This is a genomic window from Methylomonas stagni, assembly GCF_050154735.1.
Lineage (GTDB): Bacteria > Pseudomonadota > Gammaproteobacteria > Methylococcales > Methylomonadaceae > Methylomonas > Methylomonas koyamae_A.
Genome location: NZ_CP189557.1, coordinates 530911 through 555900 on the forward strand (window position 1 = coordinate 530911; position 24990 = coordinate 555900).

A 24990-nucleotide genomic window follows, 5' to 3' on the forward strand; every position below is an offset into this window, starting at 1 on the left:
GTAATCGTCCTGCCGAGGGTGGCTACCAGAAATCGATGTCGCCGGTAGTGCGTTTGGTTTCGTCCAAGGTTTTTTTCCAGAACCGACGTTCGTCCTGAACCACCGCCAGCTCCAGGCCGTGGCCGATTTTTTTGATATACACCGAAAAATCGCTGCCCATGAAATGCACGTTGCGACCGTAGTCGCCGCCCAGGCAGGCGCTGACGATCGGTATGTTTTCGTTTTTTAAAAATTCGCGAACGAATTGAACGTTGACGTCGCCGACCGTCGGCCGATTCCAACTGTCTTCGCGAAGTTTCAGAACGTTGCCGCCGCCGAAACATTTGGCTTTCAGTTGCGAGCGGTCGGCGCCTTTTTTCATCATGTCGTTGATCAACAATTCCATCGAATAAATGCCATAGCGGCCGTAATCGGACTGAATAATAGGCGTATTTGCCGCTTGTTGTTTGTAAGCCAGCAGAAAATGGTTCATCCCGAACACGCCGTTGACCGAATCGTAAAGGCAGACCGCGACGCAAGAGCCCAGCAGCGTCGATATCACTTCCGGCTTGCGGGATACGTAATGCTCCCCCGGATCGATGATTATGCGTTGGGTATTGCGGTAAGGGGTGGCTCTCATGACAGTCGGTAGATCGAGGGTACGACGGTTTGCAGGCGTTGCGTGACCGAGTGCAGGCTTTCCGAGTGGCTGACGACGAAGTAGCCGTGCGGTTGCAGCGCGGGCAACAGATTTTCGACGACGCGTTTTTTGGTATCCGGATCGAAATAGATCAACACGTTGCGCAGAAAGATCGCGTCGAATTTACCGAGATGGCCGGGCAAGGGCTGGGTCAGGTTGATTTGCTCGAATTTGACGCGTTCGCGCAGCTCGGCGTTGACCCGGAAATGGCCGGCTTGGCTGCGGACGCCCTTCAGGCAATATTTTTCCATCAGACGGCGCTCCAATTGTTCGATTCTGTCCAGTGGATATATGCCGGCTCTGGCGACCTCCAGTACTCTGGTACTGAGGTCGGAACCCAGGACTTCCCAGGCTCGATTGCGGCCTTTGTCGGCCAGCACCATCGCCAGCGAATACGCCTCCTCGCCGCTGGAGCAAGCCGCGCTCCAGATTTTGAGCGGCTGAGTCGGCCAGGCGGGGAGCATCTTGTCGCGCAGGAACTCGAAATGGCTGGGTTCCCGGAAAAAATAGGTTTCGTTGGTGGTCAACGCGTTGACCAGTATCTGGAACTCGTCCGGGTGTTCGGGATCGGTCGCTAGGCGGAAATAGGCGCCGTAGTTGTCGAGGCCGTAAAAGTTCAGACGTTTAGCCAAGCGGCTGGCGACCATGACGCGTTTTTCCGGGAGTAGCGCGATGCCGGCGTGTTCTTGCAGCAAGCGGCGAAACCGCTCGAACTCTTCCGGCGTGATGGGCGAAATGCTGATAACTGGGTCCTCCACAAACCGAATAACGGGCCGCCGTTAAGTTGAATGATGCCATAAAACCCACTAAGATCAATCGTAGTCATTTTATTCAATTCCGGAACCACTATGCCAACCCCAGCCGGTCTATCGACAGCCGAACTTTCCGATGCCACCAGTTTCCGTCTATTGCCGATCGGTTTGAGCGTGCTCAGCAGCTCGGCCGTCGTCCTACTCGGGAATTTTAGTCCACTTTCGTGGGCGCTGGCCGCCGGTCTGGTTCTCGGCGGGTTTGTGGTCGGCCAATATTTGGCGGTGCGCTTGCGCGAGCGGGTTCAGCGTTGCGCGCAATTCTGGCAAGGCGACGAAGACGATAAAGTCAACGATTTAAAGATTTACGTCGGCGAATTGGAACGCTTGTTCCTGCAAGTCGTGCCGATAGTACTGAGGCAAGTTCAGACCTCCCGCACCCACACCGAACGGGAAATCACCGTGTTGACCGATCGCTTCGCGGCGATGGCGGGCAACCTGGAACAGTTGATTGCCGGCACCGGCCAAAACTCAGGCGGACGTAGCGTGGATTCGCTATTCAACGAGAGCCGCGGCGCGCTATCGGCTGTGCTGGCGGCCTTGGGCCAAATTCAGGAAGTCGAGCATACCGTCGTCGACGAAGTTCGAAAATTGTCGTCGCACACCCGCCAGTTGGACTCGATGGCCAAGGAGGTCCGCAAAGTGGCCGAGCAAATTAATTTGTTGGCGCTGAACGCGGCGATCGAGGCTGCCCGCGCCGGCGAAAATGGGCGCGGATTCGCCGTGGTTGCCGACGAAGTCCGAAAGCTGGCCGGATTTTCGTCGTCAACCGGCGAAAAAATCAGTCAGGCCATCGGCGATATCAATCGGGCGATGGAGTCGACGTTGAAATTGTCGGAAGCTTCCGGCAGCAATGACGACAGAACCATCCGCGACGCGGAACAGTCGATACGTTCCGCGCTGGACGACTTGCAGCGCGCGCTGGATGCTTCCAAGAGCGAAGGCAATCTGTTGCGAGGTCATAGCGCCCAAATTCGCGACGAGATTTTCTCGGTACTTATCGCTTTCCAATTTCAAGATCGGGTCAGCCAAATGCTCAGCCATGTCGAGCACAATCTCGAAGGCCTGCAAAATGCGGTCGAAACCCGTCACGACAGTAGCGACTGGCATGCCGGCAGCCTTGATGTCGCGCAAATTCTTTCCAGGATGGAGCTAAGCTATACGATGCCGGAAGAGCTGATCAATCATACTTCAGGCGCGGCTGTCGAGAGTGCCGGGCCGGCGGACGACGGCGATATCACGTTTTTCTGATCCAAGACAAAATCGTCGGCGGCTTCGGCGATTACGATAACTTTGTGGCCGGTTCCGGTCGGTAGTGAGGGGCGTTTCGTGAGCATCCGGGAAATAACGGTGGATGGCGGCCGAGTGGAGCTCGCCGCGCAGGCTGAGTTGACGATCTATCAAGTCCGCGATGCGCGCGGGCAATTGGCGGCCTATCTGGATGTCGCCAGCGAATTGCAGATCGATCTATCCGCCGTTCGCGAGTTCGACGGCGCCGGCGTGCAGTTGTTGATGTACATGAAACAAGAGTGCGCGCGCCGGGATGTCGCAATGCGGCTGATCGGCCATAGTCAGGCCGTCGTCGATGTCTTCGAATTGTTGAACCTGGGCGAGCATTTCGGCGATCCGATGGTGTTAACCGCAAGTGGGAATGAATCATGAGCGATTTCGATGCCGCATTAAACATTTTTGCTCAGGAAGCCGGCGAGTTGCTGAACGACATGGAAGACGCGTTGCTGGCGCTGGAGTCGGCGCCTGGCGATGCCGAAATCGTGAACCGCTTGTTTCGAGCCATGCATACCATCAAGGGTTCGTCGGGGCTGTTCGGATTCGATCCGATCGTTGCTTTCACGCACGAAGCGGAAACGGTGCTTGACGGCGTCCGCCAGGGCGAGCGGCCGATCGACGCCGAATTGATTTCCGTGTTGTTGGACAGCAAGGATCATGTTGCCCAGCTGGTTGAACATTGTCTGGCGGCGCCGGAAACGGCGTTGCCGGAGGATTTGGTGGCACGCGGGCGCTTGCTGATCGGCCGTTTGGGCGGACGGTGCGAAGGTGCGGTTAGCCCGGCGCCGGAAGCTTCGGTATTGACCAGTGAAGCCGGCGGACCGATTTCAGCGGACGACCACTGGCTCATTTCGTTGGCATTCGGCGAGAATGCGTTTCGCAACGGCATGGACCCCTTGTCGTTCATTCGCTATTTGACCACGCTGGGCGAGATTCGCCAGATATTGACGCTGGCGCCGACGATGCCGGCCGGCGATTCGATGGACCCCGAAAGCTGTTATCTGCATTTCAAGATCGCTTTGCAAAGCGAGGCGAACAAGCAAACCATCGAATCGGTTTTCGAATTTATCGTCGACGACTGCGACATCAAAATTTTGCCGCCGAAGGCCAAGCTCAGCGACTACTTGGGGTTATTGGACAATTTGGAGCCGTCGCAGTGGCAAAAGCTCGGCGATATGTTGGTCGAAATCGGCGCCCTGACGCGCGGCGAAATCGACTCCGCGTTGCGAGAACAGGATGCCGCCCGATGCGCCGGAGCCGGCAAGCCGATTGGTGAAATCCTGGTGGAAAGACAGGTGGTACAGCAACCCATCGTCGAGCATGCCTTGCTGAAACAGGAGCAGACCAAGCAAAAGTTGGCCGCCGAAGCCAATTACATCCGCGTCGATGCCGGCAAACTGGGCCATCTGATCGATCTAGTCGGCGAATTGGTGATCTCCAGCGCGGCGATGAATTTAATCGTCGAGCGCCATGGTCTCGGCGATGCCGGAGATGTCGCGGCCGGCATGAACGCGTTGGTCGGATCGATACGCGATACCGCGTTGGAGCTGAGGATGGTGCAGATCGGCGAAACTTTTTCGCGGTTTCGGCGCGTGGTCCGGGATGTTGGCAAGGAGTTGCGCAAGGATATCGAGCTTTATATCAGCGGCGGCGAAACCGAATTGGATAAAGCCATGGTCGAAAAGATCAACGACCCGCTGACGCATTTGGTCAGAAACGCGCTCGATCACGGCATCGAACCCCCGGAGCAGCGCTTGGCGGCCGGCAAGCCGGCCCAGGGTAGCGTGCATCTGAACGCGTTTCATCAGTCCGGCCACATTGTCATTCAGGTTTCCGATGACGGCGCCGGCTTGAATGCCGACAAAATTGTCGCCAAGGCGATTGCCGCCGGTTTGATCAAGGCCGATCATAGTTTGAGTCGCCAGGAAATTTACGGTCTGATTTTCGCGGCCGGTCTCAGCACCAAGGAACAAGCGACCAGCCTGTCCGGGCGCGGCGTCGGCATGGATGTGGTCAAGAAAAACATCGAAGCGCTACGCGGTAGCGTCGCGATCGACAGCGTCGAAGGCCAAGGCACGACGATCAGGATCGAGCTGCCGCTGACGCTGGCGATCATCGACGGATTCATGGTTGGCTGCGACCGCGAGCGTTACATCATTCCGCTCAATCTGGTCGACGAATGTCTGGAGATGGGTGATAAGGAATGCAACATCGACGAGGTCGAGCACTATATCAATCTGCGCGGTCAGGTGTTGCCTTACCTGCGCTTGAGCGAATATTTCCAGCAACCCAGAACCGAAACCGGCGAGGGACGCCGGGAAAGCATGGTGGTGGTGAAATCCGGTCGCGGCAAGGCCGGTTTCGTCGTCGACGAATTGCATGGCGAGCACCAAACCGTCATCAAGCCGCTGGGCAAGGTGTTCGAAAAGTTGACCGGTATTACTGGCGCCACGGTACTCGGCGACGGTACCGTGGCCTTGATTTTGGATGTTCCCGGCCTGGTCCAGGCCGCCATGACGCGCCGCCCATCCCGATTAACCGCATCCAGCGCGTGACAGTAAATCACTTTTTCCTTTGCCAAACAGGGTCTATCGATGAACATCAACGATCTCAGAATAAAAACTAAAATATTGACGGGTGCCATGCTGTTGGTGGCGATTACCGTCGGATTCGGCTTGCTGGCGCGCGTTTACATCGGCGAAGTGTCCGGGGCGCTGTTCGGCATCACCGACAACAACGGAAAAGCCGTCGAATACGCCACCGGCGTGGAACGCATGGCATTGGAAGCCTTAGTGGCGCAACGTTCGTACCGGCTCTCCCAAAAGCAGGAAGACGCCCAACAGTTACTCGAAAGTTTAAAGAAGCTGTCGGTTTACCTGGACAAAATCGATCAGGTGGCCAAACAGTACGGCAATAATGAACTGCTGAGCCAATCGAAAATAGCCAGAAGCGGCGCCGCTAAATTTGGCGAGAAGTTTCAGGCTGTGTTGGCCGGGTACACCGCCAATAAGGAAGCCGCCGAAACCATGGTGGAAAAAGGCAATGCGGTTGCGAAAGCCGCCGATGCTTATTTGAAACGCCAAGTCGCCCGCTATCAAGAGGCCAAGGACAAAGGCGCCAACGCGGCGGAACTCGATCAATTCGTGCAGCGCTATGTTGGCGCGACCCAAGCCTACATCAAGGCCTTGGAGATCATGCGCGCCGAAAAGGAGGAGTTGAATCTGAAGGATCGCGCGGCCTGGAAAAAAATGCAGGTTTGGTTGCCCGAGTTGATCGGCATTTATGACGATCTGGAAAAGATTGCCGGGACGGAAGAAGGCAAGCGGATTATCGCCGATGCCAGAACGGCGGCGCACGATTACCATCAGGCCGCGCAAACCTGGATAGACAACGACGAGCAAATGAAGCTGATGCGCAAGGAAATGCTCGACGCCGGCGACGACGTTATCCAGCAAGCCCAGACCGCCGAGGAATCGGGCTTCGCGCAACTGGACATCGCGCGGCAGGATGCCGACAGCTTGGTTTCGGAAGCCAATAAAATCATCTTGGTGACGATCGCGGTATCGTTGATCCTGGGGGTGTTGATCGCCATCTTTTTAGCCAATTTAATCACCCGACCCATCGTGACCGGCGTCGGTTTTGCAAAGGCTTTGGCGGATGGCGATCTCAGCGCCGATCTGGAAGTCGAAGGCAAGGACGAAATCGGCCAATTGGCTCAGGCTTTGCGAGACATGCGCGACCAGTTGGGGCGGGTGGTTCAGCAGGTTAGGTTCAATTCGGACAATCTCAACAATGCGTCGGAACAGGTCAGTATCACCGCTCAGTCGTTGAGTCAGGCGGCCACCGAACAGGCGGCCAGCGTTGAGGAAACCACATCGTCGATTGAGGAGCTCAACGCCTCGGTTCAACAAAATACCGAAAATGCCCACGTTACCGAGCAAATGGCGGTCCGATCCGCGAACGACGCTCGCGAGGGCGGAGCGGCGGTCAACGAGACCGTCGCGGCGATGAAGAATATCGCGAAAAAGATCGGCCTGATTGAAGACATTGCCTATAAAACCAATCTGTTGTCGCTGAATGCCGCGATAGAAGCCGCCTCGGCCGGCGAGCACGGCAAGGGCTTTGCGGTAGTGGCGGCGGAAGTGCGGAAATTGGCCGAGAGCAGCCGGGTCACGGCCGGGGAAATCAACGAACTCGCCAGCAGTAGCGTCGCGATCGCCGAAAAAGCCGGGGCCTTGATCAACGCCCTGGTGCCTAATATTGCAAAAACCTCCGACCTGGTTCAAGAAATCAGCGCCGCGTCGGTGGAGCAATCCAGCGGCATCAATCAAATCAACGACGCCATGCGGCAATTGGATAAAGCCACTCAGCAGAATGCCGCCAGCGCCGAGGAATTGGCGGCGACCGCCGAAGAGCTGAACGGTCAGGCCGTGCAACTCCAGCAGGCCGTGGCATTTTTCAAGGTGAACGAAGGCCGGCGCGGGGCCGCGTCGAACGGTCGCGGCGCTTCTTCGATGCGCGGGCCGGCGCGTAACGTTGCCAAGCCCTATAGCATCAAACCAGTCGTGGCGCCTGCTTCGGCGGACAACAGTCTGGATTTTAACGATCAAGACTTCGAACGCTTTTAGGCGGAGCCGGCCATGACGAATTTAATGCGGAGCGAGTTGGGAAATTCGTTGGCCGTGCCGGAGCAGGTCGGCCAATATTTGACCTTTCTAGTGGGTGACGAGACCTTTGGCGTCAGCATTTTGGATATCAAGGAAATCATCGAAATCGTCAACGTGACTCGGGTGCCGTTGACGCCGGATTACATACACGGCGTGATCAATCTGCGCGGTAACGTGGTGCCGGTTATCGATCTGGCGGCCCGATTACGCCATAAGCCCACCCAAATCAGCAAGCTGAGCTGTATTGTGTTGGTGGCCGTGCAAGTGGCTGAAACCAGTCAATTAATCGGAATGCTGGTCGATGAAGTACGGGAGATTTTGGAGATACCGCCGGCCAATATCCAACCGGCGCCGGATTTCGGTACCGATATCCGCACTGATTTCATTCAGGCGATGGCGCGAGTAGACGACGCCTTCATCATTTTGTTGGCGATCGGGCGAGTCTTGTCTTTGGAAGAGTTGTCGCAGCTGCGCGAGTTGGTTGCAGACCGGGACTGACTCGGCTTAACCGAGCATCGACACTAGTGTCTCCGGCCGCGTGAGGCATAGGGCTGGCTCAGTGCGAATGGAGTCTGAGATCGGCTTGGCTCGGCGTGGTTGACGCCGCCATGTCGGCTAGGAAGTCGCCCAGCAAGCGGTCGACTTCAACGATGTGTACCAATATCCAGTCGTTGACAAAGCGGGTGATTTCCGAACGATTCCAACGGTCGCCGCGCACTTCGCTGCTGAGGTGGATGAGTTCGTCCAGCATTTGATCGTGCGCGGCGAAATGGGCTTGGTAGCCGGGGTAATCGAGGCGCTTCATCAGCGCTTCCTCGCAATGGAAGTGTTCGCGGATGTGCCGGAAAAAACGAATGAACAAATGAATCAGTTCGTCGCGGTCGCTAGCGCCCAGAACCTGTTCGGCCAGCTCGAACACTTGCCGATGCTGGTCGTCCACTGTCGCGTCGCCTATCGAATATCGGTCCTGCCAAATGAATGTTGCCATGCCAGTGCCTCCGTTTGGCGCCTTCAACGCATCGATAACGAAAACACCGTTAGCGCAAACCTACCGCTGACGTGTCGTCGCTATCAAAATGGTCGATTAAGCATAGCAGAACGCCAAACAAGCGGCGATGGTGGCAAATGACTCGGAGCTTGGAACCGAAGCCGCCAGCCCAAGCCCTTTCGCTGACGCTCAGCGTTAAAATAAACCGCTGATGACACCGTCGTCGCTGATGTCGATGCGCTCCGCGGCCGGCACTTTCGGCAAGCCGGGCATGGTCATCATGTCGCCGGCGATGGCGACGATGAAACCGGCGCCGTTGGCCAGCCGCACTTCGCTGATTTCGACCGTGTGTCCCGACGGTGCCCCCTTGCTGTTGGGGTTGGTCGAAAACGACATTTGGGTTTTGGCCATGCAGATCGGAAAATGGCCGTAACTGGCTTGCAGGGCCTTGATTTCGCTCATCACTTTTGGACTGGCCGAGACGTTGGCGGCGCCGTAGAGCTTGGTGGCAATGGCTTCGATCTTGTTCCACAGCGGCAACTCGCTGTCGTAAACGAAGCTGAATTCCGGTTCGCGGTGGTCGACAATATCCAACACGGCGTTTGCCAGCTCTTCCGCGCCGGCGCCGCCATGCGCCCAATGTTTGGCAATCACGCATTTCGCGCCCAAGGCCTCGCACTTGCTTTTCAGCAATTGGATTTCGGCATCGGTGTCAAAGGTAAAATGGTTGATGCTGACCACACACGGCAAGCCGTAATGATTTTGGATGTTGCTGAGATGGCGTTCCAGATTGGCGAAGCCTTTTTCCAGCGCGGCCAGATTTTCCTGATTCAACTCGTCCTTGGTCACGCCGCCGTGAAATTTCAGCGCCCGTACCGTCGCGACTAAAACCACGGCCGACGGCGTCAAGCCGGCCATGCGGCATTTGATGTCGATGAATTTCTCAGCGCCAAGATCCGCTCCGAAACCGGCCTCGGTGACCGCGTAATCGGCCAGTTTCAACGCGGTTTTGGTGGCGGTGACGGTGTTGCAGCCGTGAGCGATGTTGGCGAACGGGCCGCCGTGGATGATGGCCAGATTGTTCTCCAGGGTTTGCACCAGATTCGGTTTGATCGCGTCTTTCAGTACCGCCGCCATCGCGCCGTGGGCCTTCAGGTCGCGGGCGTAAACCGGCGTGACTTTGTCGGATTTATAGCCGATGACGATGCGGCCCAGGCGCTCCTTCAAATCGGCGCGACTGGTGGCCAGGCACAAAATCGCCATCACTTCCGACGCCACGACGATGTCGAAGCCATCCTCGCGCAAATAGCCGTTGGCCACGCCGCCCATGCCGATCACGATCTTGCGCAAGGCTCTGTCGTTCATGTCGACGACGCGCTTCCATTGGATGCGGCGCGGGTCGATGTCGAGCGGGTTGCCGTGGTTGATGTGATTGTCGATCAAGGCCGACAGCAGATTATGGGCGACGCCGATCGCGTGAAAATCGCCGGTGAAATGCAGATTGATGTCTTCCATCGGCACTACTTGCGCATAGCCGCCGCCGGCCGCGCCGCCCTTGACGCCGAAACAGGGGCCAAGCGAGGGTTCGCGCAAGCAGATGATGGTTTTCTTGCCGATTCGATTCAAGGCATCGCCCAAACCCACCGTGGTGGTGGTTTTGCCCTCGCCGGCCGGGGTGGGGCTGATGGCGGTGACCAGGATCAGTTTGCCGTCTTTCTTATCATGCAGGGAATTCAGGTATTCCAGCGACAGCTTGGCCTTGAAATGGCCGTAGGGGTCCAAATGTTCGGCGGGTATGCCGAATTTCTCGCCGGCGAGCTCAATGATCGGGCGCATTTTCGCCTGTTGGGCGATTTCGATGTCGGACATGGGGTGTTTCCTGAATGACGGTTTGTGGCGATAGGGTAACGGTAAGCAATGGCGGACACCGTTGACATTGGGTCCGCCGGTAGAGCGCGGTGGGTGGAGCTTAGTAGCTGATGACTTCGCTGCCTTTGCCAACCAGCACCACGTCGGCGTCGCGCAACGCGAACAGGCCGTTGGTGATGACGCCCGGAATATTATTGATGGCTTTTTCCATTTCGACGGGGTCGACGATATTCAGATTGTAGACGTCGAGAATCTCGCAGCCGTTGTCGGTGATGTAACTGGCCCCGGTCTCTTTGTTCATCCGCAGCTCGGGTTGACCGCCCATTTTCACCAATTGACGGGCGACGAAGCTGCGCGATAGCGGTAGCACTTCGACCGGCAGCGGGAATTTACCCAGGATGTCCACGCATTTGGTTTCGTCGACGATGCAGACGAATTTCTTGCTGGCGCCGGCAATGATTTTTTCGCGGGTCAGCGCGCCTCCGCCGCCTTTCAACATTTTTTTATGCGGAGTCACTTCGTCGGCGCCGTCCACATACACTTCCAGGTCGCCGGTTTGGTTCAGTTCAAGGACTGGAATGCCGATTGAGCGTAAATGCTCCGTGGTTTTGCCGGAACTGGACACTGCACCTTCGATGTCGTTTTTGAAGTCGCAGTCGGCCAATAGGTTAATCAGATGAGTTACCGTCGAACCGGTGCCCATGCCGATGATGGGCACGTTTTTCAAGTATTGCAAAGCGGCTTGGGCGACTTGTTTTTTTAATTCGTCTTGCGTCATGGTAGGAAATCCTGATGAGTATGCTCTTATAAATCTGACTCGGCGTTCGACCCGTCATTGTATGGGATAATAACCGATTAACGCCGATCTCTCAGCTGTTTTTACGCCGACCAACCGGTCGGAAACGGGGCATGCCGACCGGTTCATGCCGAGGAATTCAATGCACAATTACATCGAAAAAATATTGCGGGCAAAAGTCTACGACGTGGCCGAGGAGACACCGTTGGACTTTGCGCCGACTTTGTCGGAACGGATCAATAACAAGGTTTATTTAAAGCGGGAAGACTTGCAGCCGGTGTTCTCGTTCAAGCTGCGCGGAGCCTATAACAAAATCGCGTCGCTGACCGCCGAGCAGATTCAACATGGCGTGATTGCCGCCTCGGCCGGCAACCATGCGCAAGGTGTGGCGCTGGCCGCCAAAAAACTGGGCATCAAGGCTTTGATCGTGATGCCCAGGACCACCCCGGAAATCAAAATCAAATCGGTGAAGGCGCGCGGCGCCAAGATTGTGTTGCACGGCGATTCCTACGACGAAGCCTATGCGCATGCGATGGAATTGGTGGCCGAGAAGGGCATGATCTTCATTCATCCCTACGATGATCCGGACGTGATCGCCGGCCAAGGCACCGTGGCGATGGAAATTCTGCGCCAACACAATGCCGACATTCACGCGATATTCGTGCCGGTCGGCGGCGGCGGATTGGTGGCCGGGATCGCCGCCTACGTCAAATTCGTGCGGCCGGATATCAAGGTGATCGCGGTCGAGCCCGACGACGCCGACTGCCTGAATCAGGCCTTGATCGCCGGCGAGCGGGTGGTCTTGGATCAGGTCGGATTGTTTGCCGATGGCGTGGCGGTTAGGCAAATCGGCGCCGAGCCGTTTCGAATCGCCAAGCAATCGGTCGATCAAGTGATGACCGTCAGCACCGACGAAATTTGTTCGGCGATCAAGGACATCTTCGACGATACCCGTTCGGTCGCCGAACCGGCCGGCGCGCTGGCGGTAGCCGGTTTGAAAAAATACGCCGAACAGAACGGTTTGACGCAGCAAACCCTGATCGCGATCGACAGTGGCGCCAATATCAATTTCGACCGTTTGCGCTATGTCGCCGAGCGCACCCAGGTCGGCGAGCACCGGGAAATTTTATTGGCGGTGACGATACCGGAAGTACCGGGCAGCTTTCTGAAGTTTTGCAAAATGCTCGGCAAGCGCTCGATCACCGAATTCAATTACCGCTATTTCGACAGCCGTCTGGCCCAGGTCTTCGTCGGGATCAGCAGCAGCGGCGCGGAAACCGATCGCCAGCAACTGATCGCGCAATTGCGCGACGACGGATTTCCGGTCACCGATATGACCGGCAACGAACTGGCCAAGGACCATATTCGCTACATGGTTGGCGGACACGCGCCCCGCGAGCTGCGCGAGCGGGTTTATAGCTTGCAATTTCCGGAACGTCCCGGTGCCTTGCTAAAGTTTTTGATGGCCCTGGGCAGCCAGTGGAATATCAGCCTGTTCCATTACCGCAATCACGGCGCGGCGTTCGGCAAGGTTTTGATCGGTCTGCAATTGGCCGACAATCAGTGTGGACCGTTTCAACATTGTTTGGACGTGTTGGGTTTGGCTTATCGGGAGGAAACCGCCAATCCGGCGTATCGCTTATTCGTGGGCGGCAGCGAAGCCTGGTTGGATTAATTCTTTCCAAAGCCGGTCAGGGTAGTACCGCTGGGCGGCGTTCGAAACCTACGTTGGGTGTCATGGATTCTTGGGTAAGGCCTTCGCCCCCCTCACGGGCGTCGTGTCGAGCGGTAGGTGCCGCCGCGTAATCCGGAATTGACTGGCGATGTTGGTACTTCCCGGTTCGGTGGAAGTCGTGACTTAAGGTTTGTCGTATTGACCCAGCAGGGTTTCCAGTTCTTGAATGCGGCGGTCGCAAGGTTCTATGCTGTCCTGAACCTTGGCTTTGAAGCGCCAGCTCATACTGTCGCCGTCGCTCTCCCGTTCAGCGTATTCGTTCAGCCAGTGGCAGGCGTCGTGCATGCGCTCTTCGGCTTTATCCAGCAGGTCGGTGTCGCTCAGCTCGTCGTTGTCGTTCAGCATCATTAAGCGGCTGATCAACGCGTTTTGATGGCGAAACACCGACTCGGCGTAATCGGCGAAATTGTCGTGAAGACTGCCGGCGGGAACGGTCGCGCAGCCGGCCAATAGGCAAACCGGCAGCAGGTTGAACAGAAATAACGGGCGCGAAAACGGCATTGATTTCTCGATCAGGCTTTTTGGGCGGTAATAATACAGTACTCGGTGAGTTTGTCGTGAAACAGTCGATACTGCGCCAGTCCGACCAAATAGTTCGCGGTTTGCGCCTTGCTGCGCAGGCCCAACCATTGACTGACTTTCTGAAGTGGTTGCAGGCGTTTGGCGACTTTGTACATGTGCTCTACCGACGGTTCGGTCTGCGCGGTGATGTCGTGGCAAACCACGTTTTGAAAGCCCTCGCGGCCGGCCAATTCGGTAATTTCATCGCGGGAGCATAGGTTGGGCACGGCCCAGCCGTTCAAGCAAGTCACGACGGCTTGCCACTGGGCTTCGTCGAATTCGCGCTGCAATAAAAAGCCGTCGCAAACGATCAAGCGGCCGCCGGGCTTTAAGACCCGCCAGGCTTCCCGCAAAAAATCGCCTTTATTCAGCGCATGACACGAGCTCTCCAGCGCCCATACCGCGTCGAAACTGGCGTCCGCGAACGGCGTCGCGCAGAAATCCGCTACCTGGAAGTCCACCAAATCGGCCACGCCGTGGCGTTTGGCGTGTTGGCGGGCGTACTCGGCCTGCTTGGCGCTGATCGTGATACCGGTTACCCGATTGCCTTGGTTTTTCGCCATCCAGATGCTGCTGCCGCCGATGCCGCAGCCGGCATCCAACACCCGGTGGTTGGCGTTCAGGCCGCCGGCTTCATATAAAACCCGATTCTTGTTTAACAAGGCCTGATGTTGGTCGTAACGCGCGTGGCTGTTCCAATAGCCGTAATGCAAGGCCAGGTTGTCGCGATTGCACCAAGCGAATAGGTAGTCGCGGTAGCAGTCGTCGTAATGCCGGGCGGCATCGGCTTGCAATTGCGAGGCCGACAGCTCGCCGTGTTGGCGCAGGCTTTGGTCGCGATAATCCTGGTTGGGTTCTATCGTGTACATGAATCGGGTGCGTTCCGGAAAGGCCGGGCCGGGTGATCGGTTGCCGTTGCTTGGGTTTATACTGCGCGGATTCGACAAATTGCTGTCCTTATCTCGCCTGGCCGAGCATTATAAGCCAGTTGCCGGTTTGGCTTCACACCGGTTTTCGATTCGGCCAGCCGGCCGCGCTTTTGGAGTTTTCGCGATGACCGATCACCGATTCGAAAGGCTACGCGCCGCCCAAGCCTCGTTTCCGCGCAGTTGCCGCACTTGCGGGCGCGTCTATAACAGCGCCGAGGACTTTCTGGCGCAAACCGTCGATTTACCGGCCGGTAACACCGGATTGCGGGAAATGTTGGACGACGACGATCAGGCGGTCGTCGCGGTGTTCAGAAATTGCGTGTGCGGATCGACGTTAATGGACGAGTTTCAGTCCCGGCGCGATGATAGTCCGGAGGGCCGTGCCCGCCGTGCCGAGTTCGCGCGCCGCGAACAACCGGATGACGACGCGGCGGACTAACCGGGATGTGGTTAACGTCGTTGGCCGACGGGCAAGCCCAAAATCCGCGCCGCTTCGTTGGGTGCTAGACTTTCCAGCTGCTCGGGATAGACACCGTAACGGATTTTGAACAGGCTGCGCTGCTTGCCGGGCGGCAGTTGTCGCAGGATCTCGGCCAGACAGCGGCTGACTTCCAGTTGCAAGCGCTCGCTGGCGGCATCCGGGCCAGCAAGCGGCGGAGTTGAGCCGTTCCGGTTCGATGGACCGGATTCCGCGGCTGTCGATCCCGAGCGCAAGGCTTGCAGCCGTTTGCTGTTTACCAGATTGATCTGGCGTGGGCCGTTACTGGGTGTGGATTTTGACATGGTGGCTCCGGTTGGTTCGCGTCAGTGATGGGCCGGGTCGTGGATCAAATTGCGGATCACCACCGACGCGCAAACCCCGCCGAAAGCCGCTGGCAGATAGGAAATCGTGCCGTAGGCCGATTTCTTGTAATTGCTGCCGTCGGTGAACATCAATGAATCCTTGTTCACCACTTCCGGCGAAAATACCACTTTTACGCCGCGATGAATGCCGTGCTTGCGCAAGCGTATTCGAATGAACTGGGCGAACGGGCAGTTGTAAGTCTTGGATATGTCGACGACTTTCAAGTGGGTAGGATCGAGTTTGCCGCCGGCGCCCATCGAACAGACGATTTTCAGCTTGCGCGCCTTGGCCGCTCGGATCAGATGAATTTTCGGCGTCAAACTGTCGATCGCGTCGACGATGTAGTCGTAGTGGCATTCGTCCAGCAGCGTGGCGGCGGTATCCGGCGTGATGAATTCGTATTTAATGGTCAGATCGAGGTCGGGATTGATCGCCAGCAGCCGGGCGCCCATCACGTCGGCCTTGGGCTGGCCGTGGGTGGTCGCCAGTGCCGGCAGTTGCCGATTGCGGTTGCTGGCTTCGACGACGTCGCCGTCGACGATGGTCATTTTGCCGACGCCGGCCCGGCAGATGAATTCCGCCGCATAGGAGCCGACCCCGCCCATGCCGACCACCAACACGTGAGATTGTTGCAGCTTGTCGAGTTTGGGCTTGCCGATCAGCAATTCGGTACGGGACAGCCAGCTTAAGTCGGTCATCGAAACACTCTATCGAAATTGGCAACGAGTTGGCGTTGCAGCGCGGTTAAATCAAGGCCGCGAATTGTAGCCGCTTCGGCATGGATTGTCGCAATCGAGATGTCGGCCGCGTCGGTTTCCAGGAACACCCGATCCAGCGGCGTAGTACGCCAACTGTCTCTGGCCGAGGCGCGCGGGTTCAGCAAGGCCTTGCCGAAACTCAAATAGCAGCCGGCGCCGACGAGTTGCTCGGCCAAGCCCGGCTTGCCGGTAAAGCCATGCACGATCCAAACTTGCTTGGGTTTTAACGTTTGCCGCAGCACCAGCAAATCGCCGTAAGCGCGCACGCAATGCACGATCAACGGTTTTTCCCAGCGTTCGGCGCATTCGATCTGACGGATGAAAGTCCGCCGTTGTAGTTCGTAAGGCGTAGCGGCGCATCGATCCAAACCGCATTCGCCGACCGCGGCCAGATAGGGCGACAAACGCTCCAAGGCGTCGAAGGCTGGCGTCAGAGTAGGCTCGGCCAAGTACCACGGATGCAGTCCGGCGCTGATATGGCTTCGCCCGGCCGCTTCGATGGCGGCGTCGACGTCGTTGGCGTTTGGCGAGGCCAAGTCGAAATTGATCAGGCTAAGTTCGGCTTCCGGCCGAGCGGAGTGGCAGTGTAGGTCTGTATACATCGAACGCGCGGCGGCAAGTCCAGGTTTGGAAATGGATGCCTTCGAGTTTAACCAAAGCCGATCCGGCGCGCGAATCGAGCGCTCAAATCGTCGAAGTCCAAGATCTCGCGGAGATCGGCCGGATCTGCGGCTTAGACGGGTTCGTCCAAAAGCAAAAATTCCTGCTTCGGCGCGCCGCATCGCGGGCAACTCCAATGCTCAGGCAAATTGGCAAAGGCCGTGCCGGGCGGCACCTGCCAGACGGCGTCGCCTTCGGCCGCGTCATAGACATGCCAGCAAATCTTGCACTCCAGCTTGGCTTCCGCCGGCAAGCGCGAGGCATCGCCGCCGTAAGCGCCAGCGAAGAAACCTTCGCTCACAAATACACCTGCAAAGTTTCCTGCAAGCGCTGATGGTTGTCGGCGATGTCTTCCGCCGACGCACAAACTACGTTCGGCACCTCGCTGACTTCCTGCGTATTCAGGATTAACTTATCCTGCGAGTTAAAATAACGCACCCACCTATGCTATTCGCCCTTTCTCGTTCCCATGCGCCGCGTGGGAATGCAGATTAACCGCGCCGGCGGTAAGATAGGTATGAGGAATCCGACCAGGTAACACTGATGGGCCGCAGCCGCTACCGTATTTCCAGTCTCAATATCCGCACTTCATAACCTGCACCGTGCTCAACTGGATACCCATGTTCACCCGGCCGGCCACCGTGCAAATCGTATTGGATGCCTTGCATTATCGCCAACTACGGAACGGCTGGCGAATTTATGGTTTTGTGATACTGGAAAATCACATGCATCTGCTAATACAAGCCGACGATCTAGCCCATCAAATCGCCCACTTCAAATCCTACACCGCCCGCCAATTGATCGACTATTTACACGAAATCAAAGCCGAGCGGCTATTGGCCCAACTCAAATGGTTTCGCAAAGCACATAAAACCGACCGGGACTATCAATTGTGGGAAGAAGGCAGCCATCCGCAGTTGATCGATAATCCCGAAGTCTTACGGCATAAACTGGATTACATTCATCTCAACCCGGTCAAACGCGGTTATGTCGATTTGCCGGAACATTGGCGCTATTTCAGTGCGCGCAGCTATGTCGGCATGGAGGGCTTATTGCCGATTTATCGGGATTGGTTTTAACCTGACCGCAGCGCGGTTAGTCTGCATCCCCACGCGGCGCGTGGGAATGAGGAGAAAACTGTTCTGAAATTCAAAGGTAAATCAGGTGAACACAAGATGTATCCCCGATCATCCAGGGATGACTTATTATCTGGCTCCAGACTGAATAAGTAATTTCTCGGCTGGCTTATTACCCATATATCTCGCAAACTCAAGCGGGGTCAATTGCTTTTCGGCAAATGTAATGTTAGGGCCTACAGACAACGTATTTTCATTAATCCGTTTGATACCGGAAACAGGGAATTTAAAACTGTAACTCTTGTTTAAGTCCAATCCATGCGCCAGCAAAAGCTGCAGCACCTTCTCCGCCGAATCATTTTCGGCAGTTTCCAACCAATGATGTACAGACTGGTCGTCGACTTCTGCGCCGTTATTAAATAAAAGCTCGATAATGTCAGGTCTTTCATAAAGAATTGCTTCAGATAATGCACTGTCACCATTTTGAGCCTTTACGTTTTTACTACCCACGGTTTCGATGAGGACCTTCGCCAAGTCGTAGGAATCTTCAGAAGAAGTGATTGCATATTCAATAGGAGTCACCGATCGGTATTCAAACCCCTTTTCCGGCTCTTCCGGATAGACATTTGGCAAAGCACCCGCTAACAAGAGCGCTTTGACCAAATCTAATCGCTTTTCATAAATAGCCACCCATAACGGAGTTGTTCGGCTATTCCCAGATGAATTTATATCCCAACCAGCGGCAAGCACCGCTTCAAAAGCAGTGAGTCCGGGCAATCGACTAATCAAATACCACGGATTACTATCAGGGGTTCGCATTTCTTTGGCTTCCCGAAGAATGCGTTCGTCATCTTTCAGAACACGATGATGTTCTTTTCCGTTTTCATCTTTAAATTGCGCAATTTCACATTCCACAGCCAGTTGGAAATCACGCGTTACCCGCCAAATAGCTCGTGGCGAATTATCTTGTGTAATATAAGTTTTGCGTGAGCGCGTTGCGTTTAACACTAAGATAAAAGGCTTACCAGCAACTTCAATCACTCGTTTGTCATAATGATCGTATGTAATCGGGTTGATTAAATCTTGAGCAATACTGGTTTTTATCTCATCTACTTTCCCTTGATTCGGATTTATCAGCGCAAATCCATAATCAGAGTTGGTTCCGGTAATCAATCCACTTGCCGAATTAATTGGAATTGCTCCAAATATCTCTTCAAAGCCGTCGCCATTAAGATCTGCTTTAACGGCATAAAGTGATGTTTTGAGTATTGCCGGAAATGATTCACGCAAGGAAAGGTCATCCTGTAACACCGCAGATTGGATTTTTCCGGCATCGGCAATTTCAATTATGGATTGGCAAGCGGAGCCTGGTCTGACATTCGTTTGACAACCGGGAAGCAAAAAAAATGACAGCAACACTATTCGATACATCAAACACTCCAAAACGTTTGCGGCAGTTCGTGGGCTGGATAGAGCAAAGCGATACCCAGCAATATAGGCTAAAACTGGGTTTACACTAGCATCCCAACCCAGCCTACCAAAAAACCTTTGCTACACACAATAACCGCTGGGTTGACGTATTCCCGTTATTCCGCCCCGAGCATCGCAGCTTTTGGTGAGACAAATCGGCAGGATGGCCGATTTGCATGCGTAGCACCCGGAGGCGAGATACATGGATGTATCGAGTCAGCAGGGGAGCGGCAGGGAGAGCCTGCCCCGCTTTTCGGGTATGCCGCTCGTTGTCGGAAGGGCTGGGAGCCCCTACGAAAATCCTCGCCAAAAGCGGATGCGGGCCTATATTCGGGGGTGTTTTAGGGTTGCGATTGTGTTTGGAGCAGCAAATCTTTTCGTTCGAGCCTAGTTCCGGCGGGGGGCGTTTCGCCCATAGATGTTTTACCGCACCACCGCCAGCTAGCTCTAAGTCCGGATGTTGTCGCCGATTGTAAAATCGATCCGTATCGACCCCGTGGTTGTAAGCAGCGTCCGGCGCCGCATGTCTAAAATATCCGTCCAAGTCTCGGTAAAACGCCGAACGCCGCCGGACGACTAGGCGGCAGCGTTCGTTGAAGTTTCCGGTTGCCGTTAGGGACCAACTCGGCTCCCCGATTAAACGCCAACGCGAGTCCGAACGACGTCCAGAATCTTTAAAAGTCGACGCGGACCGACCCCATTAGGCTGAGTGGCGCACCGAATTGGATTTGATTGGCGCTGTTGGTGCCGACGAAGTACGTTTTATTCAGTATATTGTCGGCGTTCAATTGCGCGGTGACTTTTGATCCGCCAATTCTGGTTTGGTAGCCGGTCATCAGATTCAGAGTAACGTAGCCGGGTACTTGATAGGTATTCTCCGGGTTGCCTTGTCTTTGATCCACGGCCACCAGGCCCGCGCCTAATTTGAATCCTTGCAATTGGCCCTGTTGAAACTCGTAGGTGTTCCAAACGCTGCCAACGTGTTCCGGGGCAGCGAACAAACGGTGGCCCTGATTGCCGATATTGCCGTCGCTATCGACATCCTTGGTGATTTTCGCGAACGGCATATAGGTATAAGACGCGATCAGGTTCCAACCGGGCAGGATTTCACCGGTACTGTCGAATTCGATGCCGCGGGTTTCCGCGCCTCCTAACGCGCGGTAGTAAAAGCTTCCGGGAATGGACGTCGGCAAATTTTGCTGTTTCAGGTCGAAGTAGGACAGGGTGGAGCGCAATTTGCCGTCGAGCAATTCGGTTTTTACGCCGGTCTCCCACTGTTGTGCGGTTTGCGGCGGCAAATTATGGCCGTCGGCATTGAACGAGCTATTGGATACCCCGAAATTCTCGGTGTAGCTGCCGTACAAAGACAGCCAGGGCATGGGTTGCCATAAAACCCCACCGCGTGGATTGACGCGGTCTTCGCCCGGCGAATCCAAACCCGAGACGTTGTCGCGCAAGTTGGCGTTGTCGTAACGCAAGCCGCCCATCAAGTGCCAGCCGTGCGGCAACGTAATCTGGTCCTGAAAATATAGGCCATACCAGGATTGAGTTTGCGAATAGGTAAACTGTGCCGCCGGATCGAATCCCGGCGTCGACGTTTGATACACCGGGTTAAACAGATTGTTGGGCCACAATGCCGAGGAATTATTGATGTTGGCCATGTACCGGACGTTCATATAGTCGAAACCGAACAATACGTCGTGCGTTAGCTGGGCATGTTCGATTTTGCCGAGCAGATTCACGGTGGTGAAATAGTTTTCGTTGCGCTGCTTCGGAAAACTAATGGTTTTGAGATTGAAGTTGCCGTCCGACAATACCGGCTCGAAGGTCGCGAAGCTAGTGTAGGCGTTGTCGATGTCGACGCGCTGGGTCAGGAATTTATTGACGATTTTCCAGCGGTCGTTGAATTCGTGCGACCAATTGACGCCCAGCAATAGACTGTCGCCGTTCCATTGGCTGTTGAAGGGTTCGGCTAGATTCCGATTCCTGGCGACTTGTGCGGGCCGATTGCCTATAGGCGGAATGCCAATATCTTGAATCGTGTTGAAGTGTTGGTATTCGAGTTCGAACGATGCTTGGGTTCTTGGACCGATATTCCATTTTAAGACCGGTGCGAAAAAGACTTTATCGGTATTGACAAAGTCCCGATTCGATCCGGAGTTCTCGTACGATAAATTCGCTCGATATAGCAAGCTATCGTCGCTGGATAGCGGTCCGGTGGCATCGACCGTTGTCCGATAAAACGCATACGAGCCAAATTGTTGTTGTACCGAATAATAAGGGGTGGATAGCGGTTGTTTGGTGACGATATTAATCACGCCGCCCGGCTCCGCTCTACCATAAAGTAGCGAGCCGGGGCCTTTAAGAACCTCGACGCTTTCTAGATTGGCGGTTTCGCGTTTGGTGGAGGCCAGAGCAAAGCTGATCGGCATCAACGTGCCATCCCGATAATAATTGGTGGTTTGAAAGCCGCGAACCATGAAACCGTCCGAAGTCTGCTGGTTGAATCCGCCTTGAACCACCCCGCTGACGTATTCCAGCGCTTTTTCCAGGCGCACCGCTTGGCGATCCTGCAGCACTTGTTTGGATACTACTTGTACCGAAAACGGCGTTTCCATGATTGGCGTATCGGTTTTGGTGGCCGTCGACGCATTCGGCAACTTGTAGTCTGGGTTGAATGGGGCCGTCGCGTCGTAGACCGCTTTCCCGACTATAGAAACCGGCGGCAACGTGTCGGGGGTTGGGGTGGTGGGTGTCTCGGCGGTTTTATCCAACGTCACCGTGTTTTGGTCGATGAAGCGGAAGCGGTAGCCACTGCCGCGCAATAGACGTTCCAAAGCCTGTTGCGGCGTCATTTGGCCTTCGATCGCTTCGCTGTTCAGGCCGCGGACTTGGTCGGCGGTAAACAGGATTGTCAGGCTGGATTCGCTGGCGAATTTCATCAGCGCGTTGTTTAACGATTGAGCGGGTATCCGGTAAGCGCGTGGCGGCGCTTCGGCGTGCGCGGAGTCGATGCTATACGAGCCTCCGACAAAAGCGGCTAGCAACGCCGTGGCGCATTTCTGCATGACGTTGTGGTTTCGGCGGCGTTTCGGGCGATTTGCGGTCACGTTCTCTCCAGTCGTGGTGTTGAATCTCCTTATACAAAACGCACGACTAAAAAAATCGTCTCAAAAAAGTTGGCTCTAGCGGATGTGAACGCATCGATCAGTGGTTACGCCGGTATTCAGCGACGCTTGGCGATGGCGGCTGGTTGCGCGCTACCATTGAAACTTCGGCGGAACCATCAGCGGTGCAGGATCGTCAGCCAAGGTCCCAAGTCGGTTTGCCGTAAATGAAGAATGGTGCGAACGGCGGATAAAATCCGATCCGGCTCGCGTAACGGAAATACGCCGGTTACGCGCAATTTTGCTAAGTCGGCACCGGCGAGCAGAATGCGTCCGGAGCGGTAGCGTTCCAAATCCGCAATCAGCTCGGCTAAAGGCCGGTCGTTGATGGTTAGTTGCCCCTGCTGCCAGGCCGTGGCTTGATCGAGATCGGCCGGTTCAGCGGCGGCCAGCGCTTGGCCGGGCCGATAGTCGAGTTGTTGGCCTTCGCCCACTTCGCGGCGGTCGCTGGCACCAGCGCTCACCGCCACCGCGTGTTCCTGCACGAGGATGCGCGTCTCGCCGCTTTGGCTGAGGTAGACCTCGAAGATCGTGCCTAAGGCGCGGACGGTAAGATCGCCGGCTTGCACTTCGAAGGGCCGGTTTCGATCGGCGGCAACCCAGAAACGGGCTTGACCGCGATACAGTTTGAGTCGTCTGACCGTGGCGTCGGCGTCGACCGAAACAGCGGTGTCTGTGTTCATCAGCAGTCGACTGCCGTCGACCAGTTCGATCTCGCGCTGTTCGCCGGTCGCGGTGCGATAGTCGCTACGACAGCTGTCCAGCCAACGGCTGCCTAGCGGTGAGACAGCCGATACCGCCAGCAGTAGGGTCGCCGCGATCGCCAAACGATTTACCGCAAATATGGTGTTTGACCAGCCGCCGAGCCGGCGCGGGCCAAGCGCGACGAGCTCGGCGCCGGGGGCGTCACGGGGGATCGATAGTGCCGGTGCGGCGCGAGTTTCCAGCGTGGCTACCGTCGTCATATCTTGAAAGACTTGTTCGACGGCGGCGAGCGCTTCCGAGTGTCGGTAATCCTGAGATAACCAATCGGCGAAAGCCTGTGTTTCCTGCTCGCTCAAATCGCCGGCATTCAAGCGGATCAGCCAATGGACGGCTTGTTGCTTGGCGGCGGTTAAACCGTCGGAATCGGGGCCAGGCGCGGCTTGCGGTACGGTGGTCATGGTTCCAGTTTCCGCGTGCAGTGGGCTAGGGCTTGTTCCAGCAGGCGGCCGACCTTGCTGCGCGAAATGCCCATCCGCTGAGCAATTTCCAGGTAACTTAAGTCCTCGACCCGGTTTAACAGAAAGGCGGTGCGGCAATCGGCGGGTAGCTCCGCCAGCGCGGCTTGTAGCGCGGCGTAACGTTCTCTCGAAATCAAGATCTTCGAAGGCTCGTTACCAGCCGGGTCGGCTACGGTATCGGCATAGGTATCGCTGTCGGAGTCGGCGAGATGCTGATTTCGAACATTCAACCGGCGCTGGTAGTCGATTGCCAGATTCACGGCTATTCTAAATGCCAGCGCCCTGGCATTGTCCGCCGGTGCCCGAGTCATGCTCTGGTGCAGGCGCAAATAGGTTTCGTGCGTCAGATCGGCTGCCGCCTCCGGACATTTCAAGCGATTGGTGAAAAAGGTCTGAAGTTCAAGCGCGAAGGCCTCGGTCCACAATAGCGGAAGACTGGCGGATTGGCTCATGCGGCTGTACGGTGGCGGGAAAGGTCGTTGGTCGATAGTGGGCGCCGACGATACCACAAGTGTTGCCGTAAAGTGTCGGCGGTTTTTACAGTGTCAGGTAAGGCGATGTGGTTTGGATATTAAAGTATTGAAATTATTTTCAAAAAATAGTTGGCGTATTTTCTGCTTAACAAAACTTGGTCGCAGTGGCGGACGGTTTCATTGATGGGATATTCGGAGATTTTTATGCAATTTAAGTTTGGCGGAATACACAAAGCAATATTGGGGGCGACGCTAGGCTTGATGTCGCTGACCGCGGATGCGGCACATCAAATCGTTAACGTTGCCGGCACAGCCGGTCCTTGGAATTGGGAACTTGGCGGCTTGAACGGCGATTACGCTTACGGTCTCGGCGCGGACGGTAGCGATGCGATTCCGGATTACACGCCTCCGGCCCGGTTGAAGCTGGCCGATATCGGCATCGGCGCGGGCGATTCAATTTACATTACCTACCTTGACGGTCTAACCAACGCGTTCGGCGATGTGCCGAACGTTAATAATAACGGCCATGTAGGCAGCGTATTCAAGGACGACGAGTTGGGCTCCAGCGGCCAGGTGTTACCTAGCTATTATTACGAAAGCGAATGGGGGAAAAATCAGGATCCGGACGATCCGGCGCCCTACGGTCTGTTCTTGCAATCCCTGGTCGGTGCATTGACCGACGACGGCGGCAATATCGTGCAATTGTTGAGCGTGGGCAGCGTGATTAAATTGGATAGCGGTCAGGGCTTTGTATACGGCATCAGCTTCGAATTGCCGGTTGGCGCGACCTATGTGCAATTTGGGCTGAACGACGATATTTTCGGTGACAATACCGGTTCGTTGAACGTGTGCGTGAGTAGCGTCGACGAGGAATGCGGTACTTCGCCGGTACCCGTACCCGGCGCGGTTTGGATGTTCGGCAGCGCCATCGCCGGTCTTGCGACGTATCTGCGTCGGCGCGTTTAAGCTGTATTTAAGTGTCCCGCAAAACCGCCGCCG

Annotated in this window: 24 protein-coding genes and 1 pseudogene; 9 read left to right on the plus strand and 16 right to left on the minus strand. The window is 55.9% G+C overall.

Annotated features, from left to right (window positions below; genetic code table 11):
* Nucleotides 1-22 precede the first annotated feature (22 nt).
* Nucleotides 23-619, minus strand: coding sequence for a chemotaxis protein CheD (locus tag ACP4CD_RS02430; RefSeq protein WP_071157996.1), 597 nt, complete (start codon nt 617-619; stop codon nt 23-25).
* On the minus strand, nt 616-1437 hold the full coding sequence (locus ACP4CD_RS02435) for a CheR family methyltransferase (RefSeq protein ID WP_426993306.1): 822 nt from the start codon (nt 1435-1437) through the stop codon (nt 616-618). The genes ACP4CD_RS02430 and ACP4CD_RS02435 overlap by 4 nt, the downstream gene beginning before the upstream one ends.
* Before the next feature lie 90 nt (nt 1438-1527).
* Here ACP4CD_RS02435 and ACP4CD_RS02440 point away from each other — a divergent pair, with 90 nt between their 5' ends.
* From ACP4CD_RS02440 to ACP4CD_RS02460, 5 genes are all read left to right on the plus strand, one after another.
* Nucleotides 1528-2739: a methyl-accepting chemotaxis protein gene (locus ACP4CD_RS02440; protein WP_064025672.1), complete on the plus strand. Its 1212-nt coding sequence runs from the start codon at nt 1528-1530 to the stop codon at nt 2737-2739.
* Nucleotides 2740-2817: 78 nt separating this feature from the next.
* The gene (locus ACP4CD_RS02445; protein ID WP_082885370.1) at nt 2818-3150 is read left to right on the plus strand and encodes an STAS domain-containing protein; all 333 of its coding nucleotides are present in this window, start codon (nt 2818-2820) and stop codon (nt 3148-3150) included.
* Nucleotides 3147-5330 (plus strand): chemotaxis protein CheW, encoded by a 2184-nt coding sequence (locus tag ACP4CD_RS02450; protein ID WP_426993309.1) that lies wholly within the window; start codon nt 3147-3149, stop codon nt 5328-5330. Before ACP4CD_RS02445 ends, ACP4CD_RS02450 begins: the two co-directional genes overlap by 4 nt.
* A 39-nt stretch (nt 5331-5369) precedes the next feature.
* Entirely contained in the window at nt 5370-7403 is a 2034-nt protein-coding gene (locus ACP4CD_RS02455) for a methyl-accepting chemotaxis protein (RefSeq protein WP_064025667.1), read from the plus strand.
* Between the two features lie 12 nt (nt 7404-7415).
* Entirely contained in the window at nt 7416-7940 is a 525-nt protein-coding gene (locus tag ACP4CD_RS02460; RefSeq protein ID WP_064025665.1) for a chemotaxis protein CheW, read from the plus strand.
* Nucleotides 7941-7998: 58 nt separating this feature from the next.
* On the opposite strand, the gene ACP4CD_RS02465 is transcribed toward ACP4CD_RS02460, so the two are convergent.
* The 3 genes from ACP4CD_RS02465 to rpiA all read right to left on the minus strand — a co-directional run bounded on the left by ACP4CD_RS02465 (nt 7999) and on the right by rpiA (nt 11077).
* Nucleotides 7999-8430: a bacteriohemerythrin gene (locus ACP4CD_RS02465; RefSeq protein ID WP_426993310.1), complete on the minus strand. Its 432-nt coding sequence runs from the start codon at nt 8428-8430 to the stop codon at nt 7999-8001.
* 195 nt (nt 8431-8625) lie between these two features.
* Nucleotides 8626-10299 (minus strand): formate--tetrahydrofolate ligase, encoded by a 1674-nt coding sequence (locus ACP4CD_RS02470; RefSeq protein WP_426993312.1) that lies wholly within the window; start codon nt 10297-10299, stop codon nt 8626-8628.
* Nucleotides 10300-10399: 100 nt separating this feature from the next.
* A complete protein-coding gene (gene rpiA / locus ACP4CD_RS02475) occupies nt 10400-11077 on the minus strand; it encodes a ribose-5-phosphate isomerase RpiA (protein WP_064025659.1) in 678 nt (225 codons plus the stop codon).
* Nucleotides 11078-11237: 160 nt separating this feature from the next.
* Between rpiA and ilvA the strand changes: the two genes are divergently transcribed.
* Nucleotides 11238-12770 carry a threonine ammonia-lyase, biosynthetic gene (gene ilvA, locus ACP4CD_RS02480; RefSeq protein ID WP_175463702.1) on the plus strand — a complete coding sequence of 511 codons (1533 nt, stop codon included), beginning with the start codon at nt 11238-11240 and terminating at the stop codon, nt 12768-12770.
* 183 nt (nt 12771-12953) lie between these two features.
* Here the strand turns inward: ilvA and ACP4CD_RS02485 are convergent, their stop codons facing one another.
* The gene (locus tag ACP4CD_RS02485) at nt 12954-13331 is read right to left on the minus strand and encodes a hypothetical protein (RefSeq protein ID WP_064025655.1); all 378 of its coding nucleotides are present in this window, start codon (nt 13329-13331) and stop codon (nt 12954-12956) included.
* A gap of 11 nt (nt 13332-13342) precedes the next feature.
* On the minus strand, nt 13343-14260 hold the full coding sequence (locus tag ACP4CD_RS02490) for an SAM-dependent methyltransferase (protein WP_426993315.1): 918 nt from the start codon (nt 14258-14260) through the stop codon (nt 13343-13345).
* Between the two features lie 184 nt (nt 14261-14444).
* Between ACP4CD_RS02490 and ACP4CD_RS02495 the strand changes: the two genes are divergently transcribed.
* Nucleotides 14445-14759 carry a hypothetical protein gene (locus ACP4CD_RS02495; protein WP_426993316.1) on the plus strand — a complete coding sequence of 105 codons (315 nt, stop codon included), beginning with the start codon at nt 14445-14447 and terminating at the stop codon, nt 14757-14759.
* A gap of 11 nt (nt 14760-14770) precedes the next feature.
* Here ACP4CD_RS02495 and ACP4CD_RS02500 read toward each other — a convergent pair whose 3' ends face one another.
* The 5 genes from ACP4CD_RS02500 to ACP4CD_RS02520 form a co-directional block, all read right to left on the minus strand.
* A complete protein-coding gene (locus ACP4CD_RS02500) occupies nt 14771-15103 on the minus strand; it encodes a hypothetical protein (RefSeq protein WP_426993318.1) in 333 nt (110 codons plus the stop codon).
* 21 nt (nt 15104-15124) lie between these two features.
* Nucleotides 15125-15862 carry a tRNA threonylcarbamoyladenosine dehydratase gene (locus ACP4CD_RS02505; protein ID WP_064025644.1) on the minus strand — a complete coding sequence of 246 codons (738 nt, stop codon included), beginning with the start codon at nt 15860-15862 and terminating at the stop codon, nt 15125-15127.
* Nucleotides 15859-16524, minus strand: a complete 666-nt coding sequence (locus tag ACP4CD_RS02510) for a TatD family hydrolase (protein WP_426993320.1) — start codon at nt 16522-16524, stop codon at nt 15859-15861. Before ACP4CD_RS02510 ends, ACP4CD_RS02505 begins: the two co-directional genes overlap by 4 nt.
* A gap of 131 nt (nt 16525-16655) precedes the next feature.
* Complete coding sequence (locus ACP4CD_RS02515; protein ID WP_426993322.1) at nt 16656-16883, minus strand: rubredoxin; 228 nt, start codon at nt 16881-16883, stop codon at nt 16656-16658.
* A complete protein-coding gene (locus ACP4CD_RS02520) occupies nt 16880-17020 on the minus strand; it encodes a hydrogenase expression/formation C-terminal domain-containing protein (RefSeq protein ID WP_426993324.1) in 141 nt (46 codons plus the stop codon). Before ACP4CD_RS02520 ends, ACP4CD_RS02515 begins: the two co-directional genes overlap by 4 nt.
* A 105-nt stretch (nt 17021-17125) precedes the next feature.
* Between ACP4CD_RS02520 and ACP4CD_RS02525 the strand changes: the two are divergent.
* Nucleotides 17126-17661 (plus strand): annotated as a pseudogene (locus ACP4CD_RS02525) (REP-associated tyrosine transposase).
* 126 nt (nt 17662-17787) lie between these two features.
* Here the strand turns inward: ACP4CD_RS02525 and ACP4CD_RS02530 are convergent.
* From ACP4CD_RS02530 to ACP4CD_RS02545, 4 genes are all read right to left on the minus strand, one after another.
* The gene (locus ACP4CD_RS02530; protein WP_426993326.1) at nt 17788-19089 is read right to left on the minus strand and encodes an ankyrin repeat domain-containing protein; all 1302 of its coding nucleotides are present in this window, start codon (nt 19087-19089) and stop codon (nt 17788-17790) included.
* 713 nt (nt 19090-19802) lie between these two features.
* On the minus strand, nt 19803-22238 hold the full coding sequence (locus ACP4CD_RS02535) for a TonB-dependent siderophore receptor (RefSeq protein ID WP_426993327.1): 2436 nt from the start codon (nt 22236-22238) through the stop codon (nt 19803-19805).
* 176 nt (nt 22239-22414) lie between these two features.
* On the minus strand, nt 22415-23458 hold the full coding sequence (locus ACP4CD_RS02540) for a FecR family protein (RefSeq protein ID WP_426993329.1): 1044 nt from the start codon (nt 23456-23458) through the stop codon (nt 22415-22417).
* Nucleotides 23455-23970 (minus strand): RNA polymerase sigma factor, encoded by a 516-nt coding sequence (locus tag ACP4CD_RS02545; RefSeq protein ID WP_064027895.1) that lies wholly within the window; start codon nt 23968-23970, stop codon nt 23455-23457. Before ACP4CD_RS02545 ends, ACP4CD_RS02540 begins: the two co-directional genes overlap by 4 nt.
* Before the next feature lie 225 nt (nt 23971-24195).
* On the opposite strand from ACP4CD_RS02545, the gene ACP4CD_RS02550 reads away from it, so the two are divergent.
* Complete coding sequence (locus ACP4CD_RS02550) at nt 24196-24957, plus strand: hypothetical protein (RefSeq protein ID WP_064027893.1); 762 nt, start codon at nt 24196-24198, stop codon at nt 24955-24957.
* The last annotated feature ends 33 nt before the right edge of the window (nt 24958-24990 follow it).

Excerpts from the sequence above, each read along its gene's own strand:
- ACP4CD_RS02430 (WP_071157996.1), bottom strand. The coding sequence starts at position 619 with ATGAGAGCCACCCCTTACCGCAATACCCAACGCATAATCATCGATCCG.
- ACP4CD_RS02440 (WP_064025672.1), top strand. The coding sequence starts at position 1,528 with ATGCCAACCCCAGCCGGTCTATCGACAGCCGAACTTTCCGATGCCACC.
- ACP4CD_RS02450 (WP_426993309.1), top strand. The coding sequence starts at position 3,147 with ATGAGCGATTTCGATGCCGCATTAAACATTTTTGCTCAGGAAGCCGGC.
- ACP4CD_RS02455 (WP_064025667.1), top strand. The coding sequence starts at position 5,370 with ATGAACATCAACGATCTCAGAATAAAAACTAAAATATTGACGGGTGCC.
- ACP4CD_RS02460 (WP_064025665.1), top strand. The coding sequence starts at position 7,416 with ATGACGAATTTAATGCGGAGCGAGTTGGGAAATTCGTTGGCCGTGCCG.
- ACP4CD_RS02465 (WP_426993310.1), bottom strand. The coding sequence starts at position 8,430 with ATGGCAACATTCATTTGGCAGGACCGATATTCGATAGGCGACGCGACA.
- ACP4CD_RS02470 (WP_426993312.1), bottom strand. The coding sequence starts at position 10,299 with ATGTCCGACATCGAAATCGCCCAACAGGCGAAAATGCGCCCGATCATT.
- rpiA (WP_064025659.1), bottom strand. The coding sequence starts at position 11,077 with ATGACGCAAGACGAATTAAAAAAACAAGTCGCCCAAGCCGCTTTGCAA.
- ilvA (WP_175463702.1), top strand. The coding sequence starts at position 11,238 with ATGCACAATTACATCGAAAAAATATTGCGGGCAAAAGTCTACGACGTG.
- ACP4CD_RS02485 (WP_064025655.1), bottom strand. The coding sequence starts at position 13,331 with ATGCCGTTTTCGCGCCCGTTATTTCTGTTCAACCTGCTGCCGGTTTGC.
- ACP4CD_RS02490 (WP_426993315.1), bottom strand. The coding sequence starts at position 14,260 with ATGTACACGATAGAACCCAACCAGGATTATCGCGACCAAAGCCTGCGC.
- ACP4CD_RS02495 (WP_426993316.1), top strand. The coding sequence starts at position 14,445 with ATGACCGATCACCGATTCGAAAGGCTACGCGCCGCCCAAGCCTCGTTT.
- ACP4CD_RS02500 (WP_426993318.1), bottom strand. The coding sequence starts at position 15,103 with ATGTCAAAATCCACACCCAGTAACGGCCCACGCCAGATCAATCTGGTA.
- ACP4CD_RS02505 (WP_064025644.1), bottom strand. The coding sequence starts at position 15,862 with ATGACCGACTTAAGCTGGCTGTCCCGTACCGAATTGCTGATCGGCAAG.
- ACP4CD_RS02510 (WP_426993320.1), bottom strand. The coding sequence starts at position 16,524 with ATGTATACAGACCTACACTGCCACTCCGCTCGGCCGGAAGCCGAACTT.
- ACP4CD_RS02530 (WP_426993326.1), bottom strand. The coding sequence starts at position 19,089 with ATGTATCGAATAGTGTTGCTGTCATTTTTTTTGCTTCCCGGTTGTCAA.
- ACP4CD_RS02540 (WP_426993329.1), bottom strand. The coding sequence starts at position 23,458 with ATGACCACCGTACCGCAAGCCGCGCCTGGCCCCGATTCCGACGGTTTA.
- ACP4CD_RS02545 (WP_064027895.1), bottom strand. The coding sequence starts at position 23,970 with ATGAGCCAATCCGCCAGTCTTCCGCTATTGTGGACCGAGGCCTTCGCG.
- ACP4CD_RS02550 (WP_064027893.1), top strand. The coding sequence starts at position 24,196 with ATGCAATTTAAGTTTGGCGGAATACACAAAGCAATATTGGGGGCGACG.